Annotated in this window: 14 protein-coding genes; 5 read left to right on the forward strand and 9 right to left on the reverse strand. The window is 41.3% G+C overall.

Annotated elements, in window-relative coordinates; all coding sequences use genetic code 11:
* Nucleotides 1-2: 2 nt before the first annotated feature.
* The 7 genes from rnz to FCN14_RS05120 all read right to left on the reverse strand — a co-directional run bounded on the left by rnz (nt 3) and on the right by FCN14_RS05120 (nt 10,472).
* A complete protein-coding gene (gene rnz, locus FCN14_RS05090; protein ID WP_138429992.1) occupies nt 3-1,265 on the reverse strand; it encodes a ribonuclease Z in 1,263 nt (420 codons plus the stop codon).
* A gap of 85 nt (nt 1,266-1,350) precedes the next feature.
* Entirely contained in the window at nt 1,351-3,153 is a 1,803-nt protein-coding gene (locus tag FCN14_RS05095) for an ABC transporter ATP-binding protein (RefSeq protein WP_246043099.1), read from the reverse strand.
* A gap of 46 nt (nt 3,154-3,199) precedes the next feature.
* On the reverse strand, nt 3,200-4,234 hold the full coding sequence (locus FCN14_RS05100) for an NAD(P)/FAD-dependent oxidoreductase (RefSeq protein WP_138429993.1): 1,035 nt from the start codon (nt 4,232-4,234) through the stop codon (nt 3,200-3,202).
* 90 nt (nt 4,235-4,324) lie between these two features.
* Entirely contained in the window at nt 4,325-5,686 is a 1,362-nt protein-coding gene (locus FCN14_RS05105; protein WP_138429994.1) for an acyclic terpene utilization AtuA family protein, read from the reverse strand.
* Between the two features lie 523 nt (nt 5,687-6,209).
* Nucleotides 6,210-6,878 (reverse strand): response regulator transcription factor, encoded by a 669-nt coding sequence (locus FCN14_RS05110; RefSeq protein WP_138429995.1) that lies wholly within the window; start codon nt 6,876-6,878, stop codon nt 6,210-6,212.
* A 254-nt stretch (nt 6,879-7,132) separates the two neighbouring features.
* Complete coding sequence (locus tag FCN14_RS05115) at nt 7,133-10,024, reverse strand: sensor histidine kinase (RefSeq protein ID WP_171032815.1); 2,892 nt, start codon at nt 10,022-10,024, stop codon at nt 7,133-7,135.
* Nucleotides 10,025-10,133: 109 nt separating this feature from the next.
* Entirely contained in the window at nt 10,134-10,472 is a 339-nt protein-coding gene (locus tag FCN14_RS05120; RefSeq protein WP_138429997.1) for a hypothetical protein, read from the reverse strand.
* A 223-nt stretch (nt 10,473-10,695) separates the two neighbouring features.
* Here FCN14_RS05120 and FCN14_RS05125 point away from each other — a divergent pair, with 223 nt between their 5' ends.
* Nucleotides 10,696-12,120 (forward strand): phytoene desaturase family protein, encoded by a 1,425-nt coding sequence (locus FCN14_RS05125; protein ID WP_138429998.1) that lies wholly within the window; start codon nt 10,696-10,698, stop codon nt 12,118-12,120.
* Between the two features lie 127 nt (nt 12,121-12,247).
* Here FCN14_RS05125 and nfi read toward each other — a convergent pair whose 3' ends face one another.
* Nucleotides 12,248-12,958, reverse strand: coding sequence for a deoxyribonuclease V (gene nfi, locus FCN14_RS05130; protein ID WP_138429999.1), 711 nt, complete (start codon nt 12,956-12,958; stop codon nt 12,248-12,250).
* Between the two features lie 72 nt (nt 12,959-13,030).
* Between nfi and FCN14_RS05135 the strand changes: the two genes are divergently transcribed.
* The 3 genes from FCN14_RS05135 to FCN14_RS05145 all read left to right on the forward strand — a co-directional run bounded on the left by FCN14_RS05135 (nt 13,031) and on the right by FCN14_RS05145 (nt 16,329).
* Nucleotides 13,031-14,452, forward strand: coding sequence for a pyridoxal phosphate-dependent decarboxylase family protein (locus FCN14_RS05135; protein WP_138430000.1), 1,422 nt, complete (start codon nt 13,031-13,033; stop codon nt 14,450-14,452).
* A 77-nt stretch (nt 14,453-14,529) separates the two neighbouring features.
* Nucleotides 14,530-15,234: an SDR family oxidoreductase gene (locus FCN14_RS05140; RefSeq protein ID WP_138430001.1), complete on the forward strand. Its 705-nt coding sequence runs from the start codon at nt 14,530-14,532 to the stop codon at nt 15,232-15,234.
* 3 nt (nt 15,235-15,237) lie between these two features.
* Complete coding sequence (locus FCN14_RS05145) at nt 15,238-16,329, forward strand: aromatic ring-hydroxylating oxygenase subunit alpha (protein ID WP_138430002.1); 1,092 nt, start codon at nt 15,238-15,240, stop codon at nt 16,327-16,329.
* Nucleotides 16,330-16,377: 48 nt separating this feature from the next.
* Here the strand turns inward: FCN14_RS05145 and FCN14_RS05150 are convergent, their stop codons facing one another.
* A complete protein-coding gene (locus FCN14_RS05150; protein WP_138430003.1) occupies nt 16,378-16,719 on the reverse strand; it encodes a gamma-butyrobetaine hydroxylase-like domain-containing protein in 342 nt (113 codons plus the stop codon).
* A gap of 72 nt (nt 16,720-16,791) precedes the next feature.
* Here FCN14_RS05150 and FCN14_RS05155 point away from each other — a divergent pair, with 72 nt between their 5' ends.
* Complete coding sequence (locus FCN14_RS05155) at nt 16,792-17,505, forward strand: DUF5673 domain-containing protein (RefSeq protein WP_171032816.1); 714 nt, start codon at nt 16,792-16,794, stop codon at nt 17,503-17,505.
* Nucleotides 17,506-17,510: the final 5 nt, after the last annotated feature.

Raw genomic sequence — 17,510 nt, forward strand, 5'->3', positions numbered from 1 at the left:
TTTTAGAATCGATCGAAATCATCAAATGGAGTACGTGGCGTAATTTGTTTTGGTTTACGCTGCGAATCATGACTGCTACTGCCACTATTGTTATTTTTCTTATCTTTTTTCTTCTTTTTCCTTCGCTTTTTCCGATCGTCGTTATTACTGCTCTTATCGTACTTTTTTCGCGACTTCTTACCAGAATAATTCTTCCGTTTACGGAATCGTTTTTTCTTTTTTCCTTTACTTCGACGTTTCCGTTTTCTCTTGTTGGAAGATTTGTTCTTACCGCCTTTATTCTTGTTACCGCCCTTATTATCTATTTCTTTCAGATAAACTTTGGGCTCAATAATGCCTTTTTCATGGGCAGGATCAGTAAAGATGGGTCGTAATTCAGTAGCAACCCATGTTGGGAAGAAATCATCACGAGCTTCTCGCAGTAAAACATATTCGTTGGTATAACGGGCAGAAAAGTGAGTAATAACCAGAAGCTTAGTTTTAGCTTCATTTGCAACACGCGCCGCATCTTTTGCAGTAGAATGTCCTGTTTCTTCTGCCTTGTCAGAAAGACTATTACTGAACGTTGCTTCGTGAAACAATACATTCGTATTTTTACCCAGCTTAACAGAGTTTGGGCAATACTTTGTATCAGTGATATAAGCAAAACTATCACCGGGACGAGGATGGCCGACAATATCCATTGATTTCACAACAGTACCATCATCCAGCTCCACATCATTTCCGGCCTTCAACTCTTTATACTGCCAATCTTCGCTAATACCCTGTTCTTGTGCTTTTTCGGCATCGACCTTTCCGGGCTTATCTTTTTCCTGAAAGCGATATCCGATACAAAATTTGGTATGGTTGAGGGGGCGAGCCTCAATATAATATTCTTCTTCATCGACGACTCGTTCTTCCTCAAACCCTTCTTCAACCTCTACATATTCAATAGGATAGTTGAGGTCGATATTGGCAAAGTCAAAATTCCATTCTACAAAATCCTGTATTCCTTCTGGACCAACAAGGGTTAATTTTCGTTCTCTTCGTTGTAATTGCAGAGTTGACAGTAACCCGATTAACCCCGAATAATGATCTGTGTCGAAATGAGAAATAAAAATGCAGTCTATTTGTGAGCGCTTAAGCCCCCCTTGAAGCATTCTCATTTGTGTATTTTCGCCACAATCAAAAAGAAAAACACTTCCCTCTCTCCATACTGCCACCGACGAAAGGTGACGGGTTGCTGTGGGTGTTGCTGAGGCAACTCCTAGTGGTACAATAATCATCTTGGTACTCCTATGTAATTTGGGATTGAATTGCGGTCAAACAATCAATCTTGGGTTCGTTAGTTGAATGTTTACTATTTGGGTGTTAAATCTCAGCCAGCTCTTGTTCTATGAGTTGTTTATTATACATAACTGAGTAACGACCTTCATTTTCTAATAATTCGTTGTGAGTTCCTTGTTCTACAATAGTGCCATCTTCTAAATAGTATATGATATCAGCATCTTTTATGGTTGATATGCGATGGCTAATCATTAAGGTTGTACGTCCTTCTAACTCATTCCTTAAATGTTGCAGAATGGCTTCTTCGGTCTTCGTATCGACCGCACTCAACGAATCATCTAATATAATAATTTTTGGATCCCGAATCAGGGCCCTGGCGATAGCAGTTCTTTGTTTTTGACCGCCCGACAGGGTTATACCTCGTTCACCTAATATAGTCTCAAATTTTTTCTCAAATTCCAAAATATTGTCCCGAACTTTTGCTTTTTCTGCAGCTACTTCAATTTCATCCTGCGATGCTTCCTGTGTTCCGAACGCAATATTTTCTCCAATAGTATCAGAAAATAAAAAAGTATCTTGTGGGACGAGACCGATATTTTCTCGTAAAAGCCTGACTGGTATAGACTTAATATTGATACCGTCAATTAAAATTTCACCTTCGGTAACGTCAAAAAGTCTCGGAACCATTTCTACAAGTGTAGTTTTACCACTTCCGGTACGCCCTACAATAGCAGCGTTTTGCCCTGCCTCAACCTTTAAGTTCACACCTTTCAATGCATATTCATCGGCTTCTGGGTACTTAAACGATACGTTTCGGAATTCTATTGTGCCCTCAATATCATTTATACCTTGATCAGTTTGGGCGTGGTCTTCAATATCTACCCCTTCAGTCAGAATTTTATCAATTCTCTTCCACGAAGCCATAGACTGTTGGAAACGATTCACAGTATATCCCAGTGAAGCAACAGGCCATGTCAGGTATGCTACATATACAATATACTCCAAGATGTTCCCTACCGTAAGTTGCCCCTCTATCACCAACTGCCCGGCCTTCCAAACTACAATAACAACGGAAAGACCGATCAAGAGATTTAGTGTAGGATGAAAAAGGGATTCTACCAGATCAAGCCTAAGCTTTTTTTTCCGATATGATTCACTCTCATCTTCAAATCGCTGTTGTTCATACTCTTCCCTATTATAAGCTTTAATCAGTCGAACACTGGAAAAGGACTCCTTGGCTCGTCCGGCTATCGTGGAATATTGCTCCTGTATTATGCGAGAATAATCATTGATATATCCACTTACCCAATATGCAAAAACAGAAAGAAAGGGAAGCGGTAAAAGGGCCCACATCGTCAACTCAGGGCTAACAATAATCATCATCGTTATGATAAACCCCATGCGAGTTAATGTATTTATGGTATACATGTAGGCAGGGCCAAAATACTCACGTACTTTAGAGACGTCTTCAGTAGCCCTTACGTATACTTCTCCGGAACTGTATTTACTGTAAAACCGCTGGGGAAGCTCCAGCAATTTATCAAAAATATCATTTCGTAAATCAAACTCAATTTTGCGAGATGCAACAATCAGAGTTTGCCGAGTAGCAAAAAGCAGTATTCCAGACAGTAATACTGCTCCTACCAAGAACAGAGCATTTTTAGCCAGGGGCCAACTTGCTGAACTGTAAAAAAGTACCCCAACAATACTGTCATACGCCTCTGGTGATTTCTCAAGATCTACCTCCGAAATTTGGTCTACCGTACGACGAAGAAATACCGGTATCCACACCAAGAAAAAGTTTGATGCGGTAAGAAAGAGCGAACCAAATATAATGGTACCCTTATATTTTTTAAAATAGGTATTAAGTTTTCGAAGAGAACCCACGGATCACCAATCTATTTTCGAAGTAATGCTTGAAACTATAATGATTTTATGCAGGTACTTCACTGAATTTATTAATCCAATACTCAGCCAGGTTATAACCTGAGACAAAAGCATTATCCAGTGAACTGCCCCCAAGATAGTCTCCTATTAACGCAAGTGGAGCCTCTTCCATTTCCAACTCCATAAAATATTCATCGATAGGATTTTGGGCTTCAAAATACTTCCAGCGATGCAGATAAGAAGATTTAGGCTTTTTTAACGGTGCATTAATAATTGCAGACGCCTCTTCAAGGAGTAATTGTTGTACTACCTTATCATCTTTTTGTGCGTGAGAACGGTAAAATTCCGGAGATGAATGAATAACAAATCCGGTACCATCGGCAGATTCACGCTTAGATGATTCATTAGTGATCAGCCGGATATCACTATTTTCTACTTCAATAGCCTCCCAATCAGGTACAGATCGATCAAAAGTACACGCTAGAGAAATACGTCCATCATAGCGTACCTCATTGATATTACGTATAATTTTTCGGGTAGCTGTCCGGTTTTGTACTGTTTGTATGATACCATAAGCTTCAACAGCAGGAGTAGCCACAATGATAGCATCACATTCAAAAACGGTTATATCCGTTAAGTTAATCATCCAAGAACGTTTTTTGGCAGCATCAGGCCCGATATAGGTTATTCCCCCGGCCTGTTCTTCCGATTTGATATCTACCCAGCGACTTAAATCTGTGGCAATAGCCTGGTTGCCCGCTGTGCCAATATAATTCATCTGGGGGTCTGCATTAGGATCAACATCAAGAATTTCTTTACCGTCATACAAACTAAATTCATCTGTCCACTCAGCAACAGCTGCTTTCTCTACTAGCTCATCAACAAATGTCTTAAAAGTTTGTGAATTGGCCTTAAAATGCGAAAGACCATAATCCAAGGTTATTTCATCAAGTGTAACTGATCCCAAACGTCCACCAACAGAGCGTTCTTTTTCGATAATTGTAACCTCATGACCAGCATCAGCTAATCGTTTACCTGCAATTAGTCCTGAAATACTGGCACCAATAATTCCTATAACCATGTAATCGGAAGTTGTTTTAAGCCGTTTAAATTAAGACTGCGTAAAATCCAAAATATTACGGCAAATTTCTAAGTTATTTGTAATGTATTTTTAAAAGACTCGAACGCGCGGAGATACCGCCTCTTTATCTAATAAAGCCGGCCAGTATGCTACAACGCCACTGGCTTTAGGACGTCCACCTGCAAAACCGGTAACCCCACTGGGGCCAGTAAGTATAAGAGGAGCCATCTCTTTACCAAATCGGTTCAAATCTTCTTTATTTGACCCTGAAACGGATACCCGAATCTGTACCTCTTCGTGATCCTCATCAAGCAGTTCATCACTGATCGGTTTCTCACTACATCCATTAACACCAACATACTCTACACGGAATTCATCAAATTCGAGTCCCAGTGTTTCTGCCCGACCTTCTAAAATTTCACCAGCTTTTTGAGCTTTCTCGAGCGCATCTGGCCAAGAGTAGACCAACGTCGATGACAGCTTATAGCCGTCATTATAACTTGCCGAAATCTTGTACGTATCTGTTTCGGGCCTACCAGTAATTCCATGCACATATACCCTGTTTTTGCCATCCGACTCCAGATGAACTGAAGTAAAGTCTGCTATACAGTCAGGTGTAATATATTCGGCAGGGTTCCCAATCTCGTACATCAACTGTTCTTTAACCGTCATCTCATTTACTAACCCACCAGTACCTTCGTGTTTGGTTACATAGAAGTTGCCATCGGGCTTAGCTTCAATGATGGGAAATCCAATATCAACAAAATCATCAACCTGTTTCCAGTCTGTAAAATTACCCCCTGACACCTGAGCACCGCATTCTATAATATGCCCGGCAATAGTGCCTGCACTCATCTTATCGTAATCATCAAATGACCAGTCGAATTCATGAACCATAGGGGCCAAGGTCAACCCGGTATCAGTTACACGACCGGTAACAACAATATCGGCTCCTTTATTAAGGGCCTCTACAATAGGTTGGCATCCAAAATAGACATTGGCACTAAGAAGCTCATCTTTGATTGTAGTAACCGGTTCGCCTGTCTCCATATTTGCCAGTTCGTGTCCCTCATCAATAAGCGCATCAAGATGATCGAGGATATTATCGCCATCCACTACAGCAACAGTGATATCTTCATATCCTTGTTCTTCAATAGCCTCCAAAATTTTGTCTTTACAAGCTTCGGGATTCACCCCGCCCGCATTGGAAATCACTTTAATACCTTTCTCAGCGATATCCGGTAACACTTCTGAAACCACTCCAACAAAGTCGCGAGCATATCCATATTCGGGATTTCGTATTTTCTGTTTTTGCATAATGGACATCGTTACCTCAGCAAGATAATCCATTACCAAATAATCAATGGGGCCCTTGCGAACCTGATTAATTGGGGCATTTGGTAAGTCCCCCCAAAACCCTTGTCCTGAAGCTATTCTAATTGATTCTTTCACGAGAATAATTTCTTGTATTACAATTCTCTGCAAAGATAAGATTTCATGCTACACTAACAAAAATAAACGAAAAATCAAGACTATAAATTGCAAAACAGTTCCAGCCTGCAGCAGGCCTCTACTCAAAATCCTAATATCGTTTTTTAGGAGTTCCTATTTGACAATATTGGTATATAAGTCGAGTTTGGAATGAATCGCGGGAAAATCTGGCGATTGCAACTAACAAAAGATGAACATGCTACTGATACAGTCAGAAAATTTAAGAGCAAGAAAACAAGGCTTTTAATTTCTTCTCCTTATATAAAATAGAAAACCCCGACCTCTCGCCAGGCCGGGGTTTTCGTGGTTCTCTCTCTTACTCGTTTACGCTCTAAATGGGATCTCTCATATATTATATTCCGTTTTATGTATGGATTACCAATGTAATGGTTGAACAAGTCCGTATCACTACATAAACATGTGGAATTAATAATACGACAATAGGAGATATGAACACCTCAATAGCTAAAAGCCTTCGGTGTAACTAGTCAGAGAGATCGGGATTTATTAAACGACGAGCGATACCTTTGGAAACTGCTTCAGACCTTGAATTCACTTGGAGTTTTCGGTAAATATTTCGGATATGGTACCGAACCCCATCAACAGAAAGATAGATCTCTTCTCCAATGGCAGCATAAGACTTGCCCTTAGCAAGTTCAGCTAAAATTTCTAACTCTCTCTCTTTAAGCTGTTCTCCCTCATCATTGGATGAAGGCTGATGAAACGTTTTAATAACTTTTCGAGCGATATTGGGCGTCATCGGAGACCCCCCTTCATAGGCATCTCTGATGGCTTTTTTTAACTCTTCGGGTGATACTTTTTTCATTAAATATCCTACTGCCCCGGCACAAAGTGCATCAAATACATTTTTATCATCATCAAATACTGACGCCATTATAATAATCAGCTCAGGATATTCTTTCTGAAGATACTTTACACCCTCAATACCCGACATGCCCGGTAACTCTATATCCATAAGTACTATATTGGCCTTTGAGATCTCATCGGAATCAAAGGCTTCTTCGCAAGACTCAAATGCTTTCAACACCAGAAGATCCGGGGCAAAATCCAAGATGGTAGTCCACCCCTCTCGCATGTACTTATTATCTTCAACAATAACAATTTTGATAAGCTCCTGCACTGAATTTTCCATAAATTAAATATAAAAAAAGAATACCCCCTTAGCACTACATAAATATGTAGACTTTAAAAAGATCCAATAATCAAGCTTGATATTGGAATGGTAAATAGCAAGCTATGCTAGCTGGCACTTTAACCATCTTAACCTCAAATGCTATATTCCTGCCGCTTTGTAACCTTCACTTCAAGAGAAAATAGTCTTATCCTTAATCACTAATGATACTTACGTTGCAACTCAAACACTATTCATCAAATACTGCTAACCGCTCACATATCCAAAGTCATGAGCCAAAATGTTCCCTTATCACTGTTATGCAATTCTAAATCTGCCCCTATTTTCTCTACACGATCTCTGATACTCTTCAAGCCCTTACCGTTGTATTGATCCAACGGCTTTTCCAGGCCTATACCATTATCACGAACACGCAGCTCCAACGTGTTTTGTTGCATACCCAATTGGACCTCTACCCTATCCGCCTCGGAGTGACGGGCAGCATTTACAACAAGCTCTTTAAAAATAAGCCACAAATGCTGACGCAACTCAATATCGAGTGGTTTATTAATGTCACTTTCAATATTTAATTCATATTCCATCCCCTTACTTTCGAACAAATCGGAAGCAAAACGGCGGCATTTTGAAAGTAAGTCAACCCATGAGTCTTTTTCAGGATCGATCGACCAGATGATATCAGTAATCTTTTCTTTAGCATCTCCCGCACTTTCAGAAATAAGGTCCACAAACCGTTCTGATTGTTTTTCATCGGACACTTGACGAATGGCTTGGGCAAAATAGGAAATAGAACTCAGAGTCGCACTTACCTCGTCATGCAGGTCACTGGCAATGCGATTACGAATGCGATGCTCACGCATCAGGCGGTTAATGCGAATTTTGTGAAGGCCGTACAGCAGCCCGCCAATGAGCACCACATATAAGCTGTAGGCCCACCAAGAGCGATACCACGGCGGCAGTACCGTAAAGGAGAAGGTATCAATTTCACTAATGCTGTCGTATACATTTTTTGCACGCACCTTAAAGGTATAACTGCCTTCCGGGATGTTGGTATAATCTTTCTGCACTTCGGGTGTCCAGCTGCTCCAGTTCTCCTCAAATCCTTCCAACTTGACTTGGTAACGAATTTTCGATGATTCTTTATAGTAAGTGGCAGAATACTGGAACCGCAACTCATTATCTTTATATTCTAGCTCATACCCCCTGTTATTTAGGTCGGCATTGATCAGCGAATCGCCCCGCACTCGTACCTCCCGCACATGAGCATTATAGGATTCTTCGTATTCCGGATCCAGAAACGGGTCCATGGAGGAATCGTACTGAATGATACCCTCATTTGAAGCCATCCACACCAGCCCACTTTCATGCGTATAGATGCGGTTTACCTGGTTGGCATCAATACGCTTGAGCCCCGCCTCGGTATAGCGATAGCCATCCTCTTCTTTTAGCAGTATTTGGTGCTCGCGATTTGACCGCACATATATATTGCCGTTGGCATCTTCTTCCATCAGGAATACCTGGCGCTCAGTATCGGCCATTTCTTCTCCAAAACGATGATCTGGGACCAACGAATCACTTTCCACATCATAGTGATATAACCCTGCTGAACTACCGATCACCGCCTCCCCGGAAATATTGAACACTCGCAAAGCCTGATCATCTTGGTTATGTGGGACTTCATAATGGTGTAAATGAGAGTCAAAGTTGTCAAAAGATTCAAAAAAATCTGACTCAATACGAAATACACCATTACTTACCGTTGCAATCCATAAATCACCATCTTCTTCCTCAACTGATGAGATTACTTCATAACCAAATTCATTATTTACAAATACAGGTTTATGATTGGAATTGAAAATCTGGAAGCTATTTCTGCTCAATACATAATAATTATTTCTTTGTGTGAACCTGGATATAATCCGGATATTTTTTTCTTCAAACAATTCAATTTCGGTCCCTTCGAAAACACGATATATCCTATTCCCGCAATCAACAAGTAATTGATTATTATAGCTGCTAATTTTTTCACACCGAATAGATTTATCTAATAGCGTTTCAAACTTGGACCTTACTCCTGCCTTGTAATCATAAATATGAAGTCGAAAAAGTCCTTCAGTAGTAGAAGCATATAAATAATCACCTTGCACCTCTATATCTATCACAGTACCCGCTATACCATTTCTTTCATCGAGATACGAAATAGGACTCAACACTTCGATCAGGCTCAACCCATTTCCCAATGCCGCCCAAATGTTGTTTGCTTCATCCAAAAACAGAGAATGTACTTGGTTGCTCTGCAACTTGGTATTATTGTCAATCTTTCGTAACAATCTGCCCTCTTTGTCTACCTGCACAATACCGCCGTTTAGTGTACCGAAAAGATAACTCCCATCAGGTAATTCAATACCAGCATAAACTTTATTTTCAATCAAAAATTCATCGACCTCTGATTCTAACTTCCTAACATTATCTCCATCAAATAATGATAGGCCTTCCGTAAGATCTGCCACTAACCAAGTATCTTCCTTATATGGCAGCATTACCATTACCTTTCGACCAGCGAGTTTATCACTGTTGGGCCAAAATGACATCTCATCACCTACCGTATAGTGCCCTTCAGAAACATCAGAAATTAACACCTTATCATTAACTTTGTAACTCTTGAAAAACTGTTTTTGGGGTTTAAAAATATTAATCTGACCTTCTTTTAAATGGAAAAGGGCATTTTTTTGCTGAAAAAAGACTGATTCGCCATGAGGTAAAACATTCCAAACATTTGATATACTAACATTAGAATCTGGCAAAAGGGGTATCAAAGAATGATATTCAGGAGTGATAGCTGTGTCCCTATCCGATTTGTCTAAATATCCGAAAGAGCCAACCCCTCCTATATATAATTTACCACCTTTCCCCTCAGTAATAGAAAGTGCCCGATTATTATCAACCTGAGTACCTTTCCAATATGTCCCATCATATTGTAGAATCTTCCCCAGATTGGCAATATATATAAATCCGCTACTGTCTTGAGCAATATCCCAATTTTGTATGTATCCATCGTATTCTTTGTCAGAAAAATTGTGAACTATGGGATTCGAAAATATTCTAATCCCATCCTCCTGAGCAAAGACAGTGCTAGTAAAGAGAAACAAGAAAAAAAAACCTAATACAAAGGTTTGTATTTTTTCAAGTATCCTCCCACTTGCACTAGGTCGCCTTAATCTAATGCCATTGTATAAATCTACTTCTTTTCCTACCCTATCACACATTAGGTTCAATAAGCTCAACATCTTCATCATCATCTCCAACCCAGTCATCATTAAGCTCACAAATAATTATGTGGTAACTGTAGATATCATAGTCAGGTTTGCTTTGAATAGTACTCGCTGTATGTACTTGTATATAATTACTGAATACAGTTTCAATATCTTTGTTCTTGGGTGTCTTAAAGTCCAGTCGTACGTGCCCCAAATCTTCTTTGGGAATAAGAGCTCCATCATGTGACCCTAACTCTTTGAATGGCTTATTACTCCCCGATTCTTTGACTAATCGAAATTCTACTGCAAAATCCAAGTCGTTTTTAATTGTTCTATCTGACATATTGATCCCGTAATTATTTTGAAATTGTGACTAATAATAATTTTCAAGGTCAGTAATATTTTTTTATCTCTTTCTTTTTGTGACCCCAAATCCAACAATCACATTTAACCATTTTTTTTGCAAAGAATCCAGTTCTATCGAATGTTAACTACTTTACATAGTTTTAGAAGACTTTTGTATCATGTAAATAGACTTTTAACAGCAATAAAAGCGCTACGATTTTATGGCTGATGCAATTATCATAGGATCAGGCCCCAATGGACTGGCCTGCGGTATTCGCCTAGTCCAGGAAGGGCACACGGTCATCATTTATGAACAGGCCAATACAGTAGGCGGCGGTACCCGCACCATGGAGTTGACACGGCCCGGTTTTCATCATGATATCTGCTCGGCCATCCACCCACTGGCCAAGGCCTCTCCCTTCTTGCAGTCATTGCCATTGGAAGAACACGGGCTCGAATGGATTCAGCCAGAAGTGCCGGTAGCGCATCCTCTAGATAACGGACCCGCCGGGGCCCTCTTTCGCTCGCTTGACCGGACCATTGATTACCTCGGCAGTGACGGTAGCAGCTACCGAAAACTGGTGAAACCTTTTGTTAGACACTGGAATGAGCTCCTTCCCGATATCCTTGCCCCTTTTTCTATATTTCCCAATCATCCTCTGCTGTTGGCCCGAATGGGATTCTGGGGATTACAACCTGCCCAAACCCTTGCCAAACGCTTTGATACCGAAAAGGCCAGTGCCATCTTTGCTGGTTTAGCCGGACATGGCATTCTCTCTTTTGACCAAATAGCTACTTCGGCCATTGGACTGGTGCTTGGCACTGCTGCTCACACTGTGGGCTGGCCCTACCCCAAAGGCGGTTCTCATGCTATCACCAAAGCTATGGCTAGCTATTTTACTTCGCTCGGCGGTACGATTAAAACCGGCATTAAGGTTCATTCGCTGGAACAACTGCCTATTTCAGAACAGATCTTTTTTAATACCACACCACAACAAATCCTGAATATTGCCGGCAAACGACTTCATCGGAATTATGCTAAAAAACTAAAAAAATTCAGTTATGGTAATGGCGTATTTAAGACTGATTTTGCTCTCAGTGAACCTATTCCCTGGAAAGATGAAATCTGTCGTAAAGCAGGAACGGTACACTTAGGTGGAACATTTGAAGAGATCGCTGCATCAGAAAAGCAGGTTGAAGAAGGTCAGTGTCCTAAAAACCCCTACGTACTCGTAGCTCAACAAAGTCTCGGTGATACCAGCCGTGCACCGGAAGGCTACCATACCGGCTGGGCATACTGCCACGTACCAAACGGAGCTACTCAGGATATGACGGACCCTGTTATCGATCAAATAGAACGCTTTGCCCCTGGCTTCCGTGATTGTATTATCGATCAACATACCATGAACACTACCGCTATGCACAACTATAATCCCAATTACATTGGCGGTGATATCAACGGCGGACGACAGGACATCTCGCAGCTTTTTACACGCCCTACCGGTTTGTTCGACCCCTATCATATTCCCAACAGCAATATGTATATCTGCTCTTCTTCAACTCCGCCGGGCGGTGGTGTACATGGTATGTGTGGGTTCCATGCAGCAGAATCGGCACTGCAAAAATATAATAAGGTTTATTTCTAATCTCATTTTGAGAGCTATACAACGTTTTCCTTTCATCTTACTACTTTTGTATTGATACGTAATAGCAAACAATGCCCTAGCCTACCCCACCTCATCTCTCGCCCCCCTTCTAAAAAGCCATCCTTTACTACTTTTCAATCTTTATATAGCCCTGCTCAGCCTCTCCCTTTCGTAATTTATTGGCCCAGCAATGCGCCTGGCGGGTTGTCTCTGGTAGCTTATATTTCGTTAACACACTCATTATAATTTCATATGTATCTTCAAAAGATACCTTATGACCCGGTGAGATATAAATAGGATTCATCCCAGTTCTACTGCGTAGTACCATTCCAACGCTTTCACCCTCTTTTTTCAAATTGCACCACTTCCCTTTTTCAGTTCCGACTTCACTGTGTTCACCAATTAGAATATTTTTGGCGCATCCGATTGTCGGTTGATCAATCTCTATACCCAAATGGGTAGCAATACCCATACGTCGCGGATGCGCAACCCCATGCCCGTCAAGAATGAGCACATCCGGTGTTTGCTGCAGCTGTTCCCAGGCTTTTAATAAAACCGGTATCTCACGAAAAGCCAACAAACCGGGGATATATGGAAAAGACGTTTCATCAGAGACCAGCGAACACACCACAGGCTGCAGACTTGGTAATTCCAACACTACAATGGCCGCATGCAACATATCCGAGCCGCGATCAAAAGAGATATCAGCTCCGGCGACTAATGTCGGAGTCTCTATAAGTGGCTCTATGACAATCTGTTTTTTTAATTTCTGCTGTAGCTGCTTTGCTTCTGAGGTGGAGATCGTTTTATAATATTCCAAATGGTTTGTTAAGGTCATCAGATAGAAAAAAAGTTCTTTTAAAATTCGTTTATTTAAAGTCAGCAGAAAAAGAATAATAAAAGATTACCTATGGATAATAATGAATTTCGTAAGAACGCTCATGAACTTGTTGACTGGATGGCTGACTACTTTGAAGAAGTAGAAGAATATCCGGTAAAGCCCGACGTAGAGCCCGGTGATATTCTAGCACAACTCCCGAATTCGGCACCACAAGCAGGCGAATCCTTCGAAGCGATGTTTGCTGACTTTAAAAATATTATCATGCCCGGGATGACCCACTGGGAAAGCCCCAACTTTATGGGCTATTTTCCTGCTAATAAAAGTTATCCATCTGTATTGGCCGAAATGCTGACGGCTACCCTTGGTGCACAGTGCATGAGCTGGCTCACCTCTCCCGCTGCTACGGAGCTTGAAGAGAAAGTAATGGAGTGGCTACGAGAACTTATCGGCTTGCCTGACTTTTTCACCGGTGTTATTGAAGGTACGGCCTCCACATCAACCCTTTGCGCGCTACTGATGGCCCGAGAACAGATTACCGATTTCGGCGTCAATCAATCGGGTTTTAGTGGCAATCAAGATTATACGATATACTGCTCATCAGAAACCCATTCATCCATTGAAAAAGACGTAAAAATTGCGGGCTTTGGTCGAAAAAATCTCCGAAAAATACCGGTAGACAAAGACTATGCTATGAAACCGGAAGCACTGGAAGAAACAATCCGCAATGACCTCGAAAACGGAAAAAAACCAACCGCAGTTGTAGCCACGATTGGTACAACAGGCTCTACCGCTATCGATCCATTAAAAAAGATTGGAAAACTCTGCTCCAAATACGAAATCTTTCTGCATGTTGATGCTGCCTACGCCGGAACAGCCCTTTTACTGCCCGAAAAACGCTGGATGAATGAGGGTATCGAATATGCAGATTCCTTTGTATTTAATCCCCATAAGTGGATGTTTACCAATTTTGACTGCTCAGCCTTTTATGTAGAGGATGAAGCCCTACTGGTACGAACATTCGAAATTATGCCTGAATACCTGAAGACGCCTGAAGATGAGCGCGTCAAAAACTATCGCGACTGGGGCATCACCTTGGGAAGACGATTTCGTGCCTTGAAACTATGGTTTGTTATGCGCAGCTTTGGAATTGACGGATTACAGAAAAAAATACGCGGGCATATCTCCCTGGCCAAAGATTTAACAGAAACAATCGAAGAGCATAAAGATTTTGAGCTGTTGGCCCCGGTGCCCTTGAATACGATCTGTTTTCGTTTTCATCCGAATCATATTGATGATGCAAAGAAACTTGATGAACTTAACAGTAAACTGCTTAACAATATTCAAAGAGACGGATCCCTCTTTTTAACACATACTAAGCTAGACGGAAAGTATACTATTCGTATTGTACTAGGGAATACTAACCTTGAAAAGAAACATGTTGAGCAGGCATGGAAAATTATCAAAGAAAAAGCTTTTGAACTAATTCACTAGTGATCTGTGTTCCGATCACCTATAGGAAGTATGAAAATAGCAATAGGCTCAAATTAAAAACTATTAAGGAGTGAAATATGGATTTATCAAACATTCAAGCATTAGTCACAGGTGGAAGCTCTGGCATCGGAAAAGCAACAGCAGAAGCCATTACTGAAGCTGGTGGCAATGTTGTTATAGCTGCTCGAAGTAAAGGGCGTTTAGAAGAAGCAGCCGAAGAGGTTGGGGCCACACCCCTGCAATGCGATGTAGGCGATGAACAGGGAGTGGTCAAGCTTGTTGAAAAGACCATCAAGGCGTTGGATGGCTACAATGTGCTTATCAACAATGCGGGCTACGGTACCTTTTCGAGGCTTGTTGATCTGTCAGCATCTGATTTTGCCGAACAGCTAAGAACCAACACCATTGGCGCAATGGTAGTAGCACGCGAATCTGCAAAATATTTTATTGAGCAGGATTATGGCAACATCATCAACGTATCATCAACCGCAGGCAAGAAAGGGTTTGAAGGGGGCACGGCCTATGTTGCCAGCAAATTTGCCTTGGGCGGTATGACAGAATGCTGGCGATCAGAGCTGCGTCCACATAACATTCGAGTGATGCAGATCAATCCCAGCGAAGTACAAACTGCTTTTCCCGAAAATGCCGGGCTGGAAGAACGAGACTTTAATGAAAGCAAACTCATTGCGGACGATATTGCTCAGACAATCTGCAGTATGCTGTCGCTACCCGATCGCGGCTTTATCCCCGAAACCAGTGTATGGGCAACGAATCCACAGTAAATTATGAATACACAAGATCTGCCGGATGTTACATCCGAAAACCTCCAGCAAAAGCCTATAGAATCAGCTGAAACAATCCCTTCGAGCTGGTATCATTCTGAAGCAATATTTGAATTCGAAAATGAGCATATCTTTTCAAACTACTGGCAACTCGGGATTCACCAGTCAGAGCTACCCAAAACCGGTGACATGCACACGCTGGAGGTGGCAGATAATCCCCTGCTGTTAGTTCGCGACAAAAAAGAGCAGATAAACGCCTTTTATAACGTATGCAAACATCGGGGTGGCCCCGTTGCAGTCAAAAAAGGAACTACCTCGGTATTACAGTGCCAATATCACGGCTGGACCTATCTTCTTGACGGCTCACTCCGGGGTGTTCCCCATTTTCGAAAAGTAGAGCTCTTCGACAAAAAAGATTTTGGGCTTGAACCGGTTACACTCGATCAGTGGCAAGGCTTGGTCTTTGTATCGCTAAATGATAAAATTAAGCCGATCTCACATTTTGTAGCCGGAATCGACAAACAGATCGCGCCCGTTAACCTTTCCGACTTCCAATTTGTAGAAACCCAATCATATACCATTGACTGCAACTGGAAAGTCTACGTCGATAACTTCTTGGAAGGATATCACATCCCCATTGTCCATCCCGAGCTAGCCCAACTACTCGACTATGGGAAATATAAAACAGATACCGAAGAGTGGTATTCTCTGCAACACAGTCCTTTCAAGGACAAAGATGATGACAATCTCTACCAAGCATCAGATGGACAAGCCTACTACTATTTCATCTTTCCCAATATTATGCTCAATATTCTTCCGGGGCGGCTACAGACAAATGTTATACAGCCCGTTAGCCCCACAAAAACAGAAGTCATATTCAATTTCTATTACCTCGAAAAGGATAACAAAAAAGTAATCAAAGACGATATCGAATACAGTCACAAAATACAGCTTGAAGACATCGAAATATGTGAACTCGTCCAAAAAGGCCTAAAATCCAAAGCTTATGATAAAGGACGGTTTTCCGTTCAACGAGAGAAGGGCGTTTACCATTTTCAATCATTAATTAAACAAGAGTTTGCATCTGTATTTTAAAAACCAATAATGCTCACCAAACAACATTAAATATTTTTTATATAGAGATTAACCCTGCTCAGGATAACACTTTTCACACGGGCACATCTCACGTAACGTTTCCCACTGGTACATACCATTATCGTGGCCGTCACTCCAAAATATCTTGATAGCATGGTTGCCAATCTGCTTAATATCTTTGATCTCAAAATACTGGGTAGGCTCAACAAAAAACAACTCCATCTCAAAAGTGTTCATATTTCCATGCCCACCCCTGCACATAACACACGGGCAATTTTTTCGCAGCCCAAATAATGCATACTCCGAATGGTGGCCGTCAGACCAGTCTATTTCTAAAATCTGCTCACTATTAGAAACTTCAATTCCTGTAGGTGTAATATCGCTATCCATAATCTTCTTTTATTATATTAAGTGCAAAGGTAAAGCGATACCACCATGGAATCCAATGATATTATCAATTTAATGAACGAACTTATACATCTGTTGGCTGTTTTAGGCTTGGGTTTTGTACTTTCTTTTGGGATGGGGTATCGTCGTATCTTAAAGTTTCGCCACCTCACTCAGCAACGAGTGGTTGCCGGGCTTGTAACTGCCCTGGCTGTTTTTATCCTCCTTTCTTCCGCACAGTGGCTACAGATCATCACAGAACAGAGTGTTACCCAAATCACGATGCTCTTCTACTGCCTCATTGGAGGGTTTTTTCTGGGATTTGCCACCAAAATGCTACAGTTGCGCAAGCAGGCCCAGACTCAACTATATATAAACCGGTCAATTTGGACTCAAACAGCTCCCGCCCTTATAGCCCTTGCCATTATACTATTTGGACTCTCTCGCTCCGGTATATTATGGTTTAGCCCTTTTACAGGAATCAACCTTACTTCCGGCTTGTCTCTTATTGGCTTTGGGTGCTGCGGGTTAACCGTTCAAATAGTGCCCGAATTTCGGAAAAAAGGAATTATTATTATAGATCAGTTTGTACCCTGGCCAAAAGTAGTGTCGTACAGCTGGCAATCAGAACAATTACTACAGATAGATTATTACATCAAGGGGGATATCTTAACAGATTTTACAACCTATGTACCATTTGAAGATCGCCGAATCATTGAAAAGCTGCTGAAAAAAAAGCTTGAAGAAAATGAAGAAGAACATAAAAAGACGATAACAAACAAAGCATAAGATGA

The sequence above is a fragment of the Fodinibius saliphilus genome, from assembly GCF_005869845.1.
In the GTDB taxonomy this organism is placed as follows: domain Bacteria; phylum Bacteroidota; class Rhodothermia; order Balneolales; family Balneolaceae; genus Fodinibius; species Fodinibius saliphilus.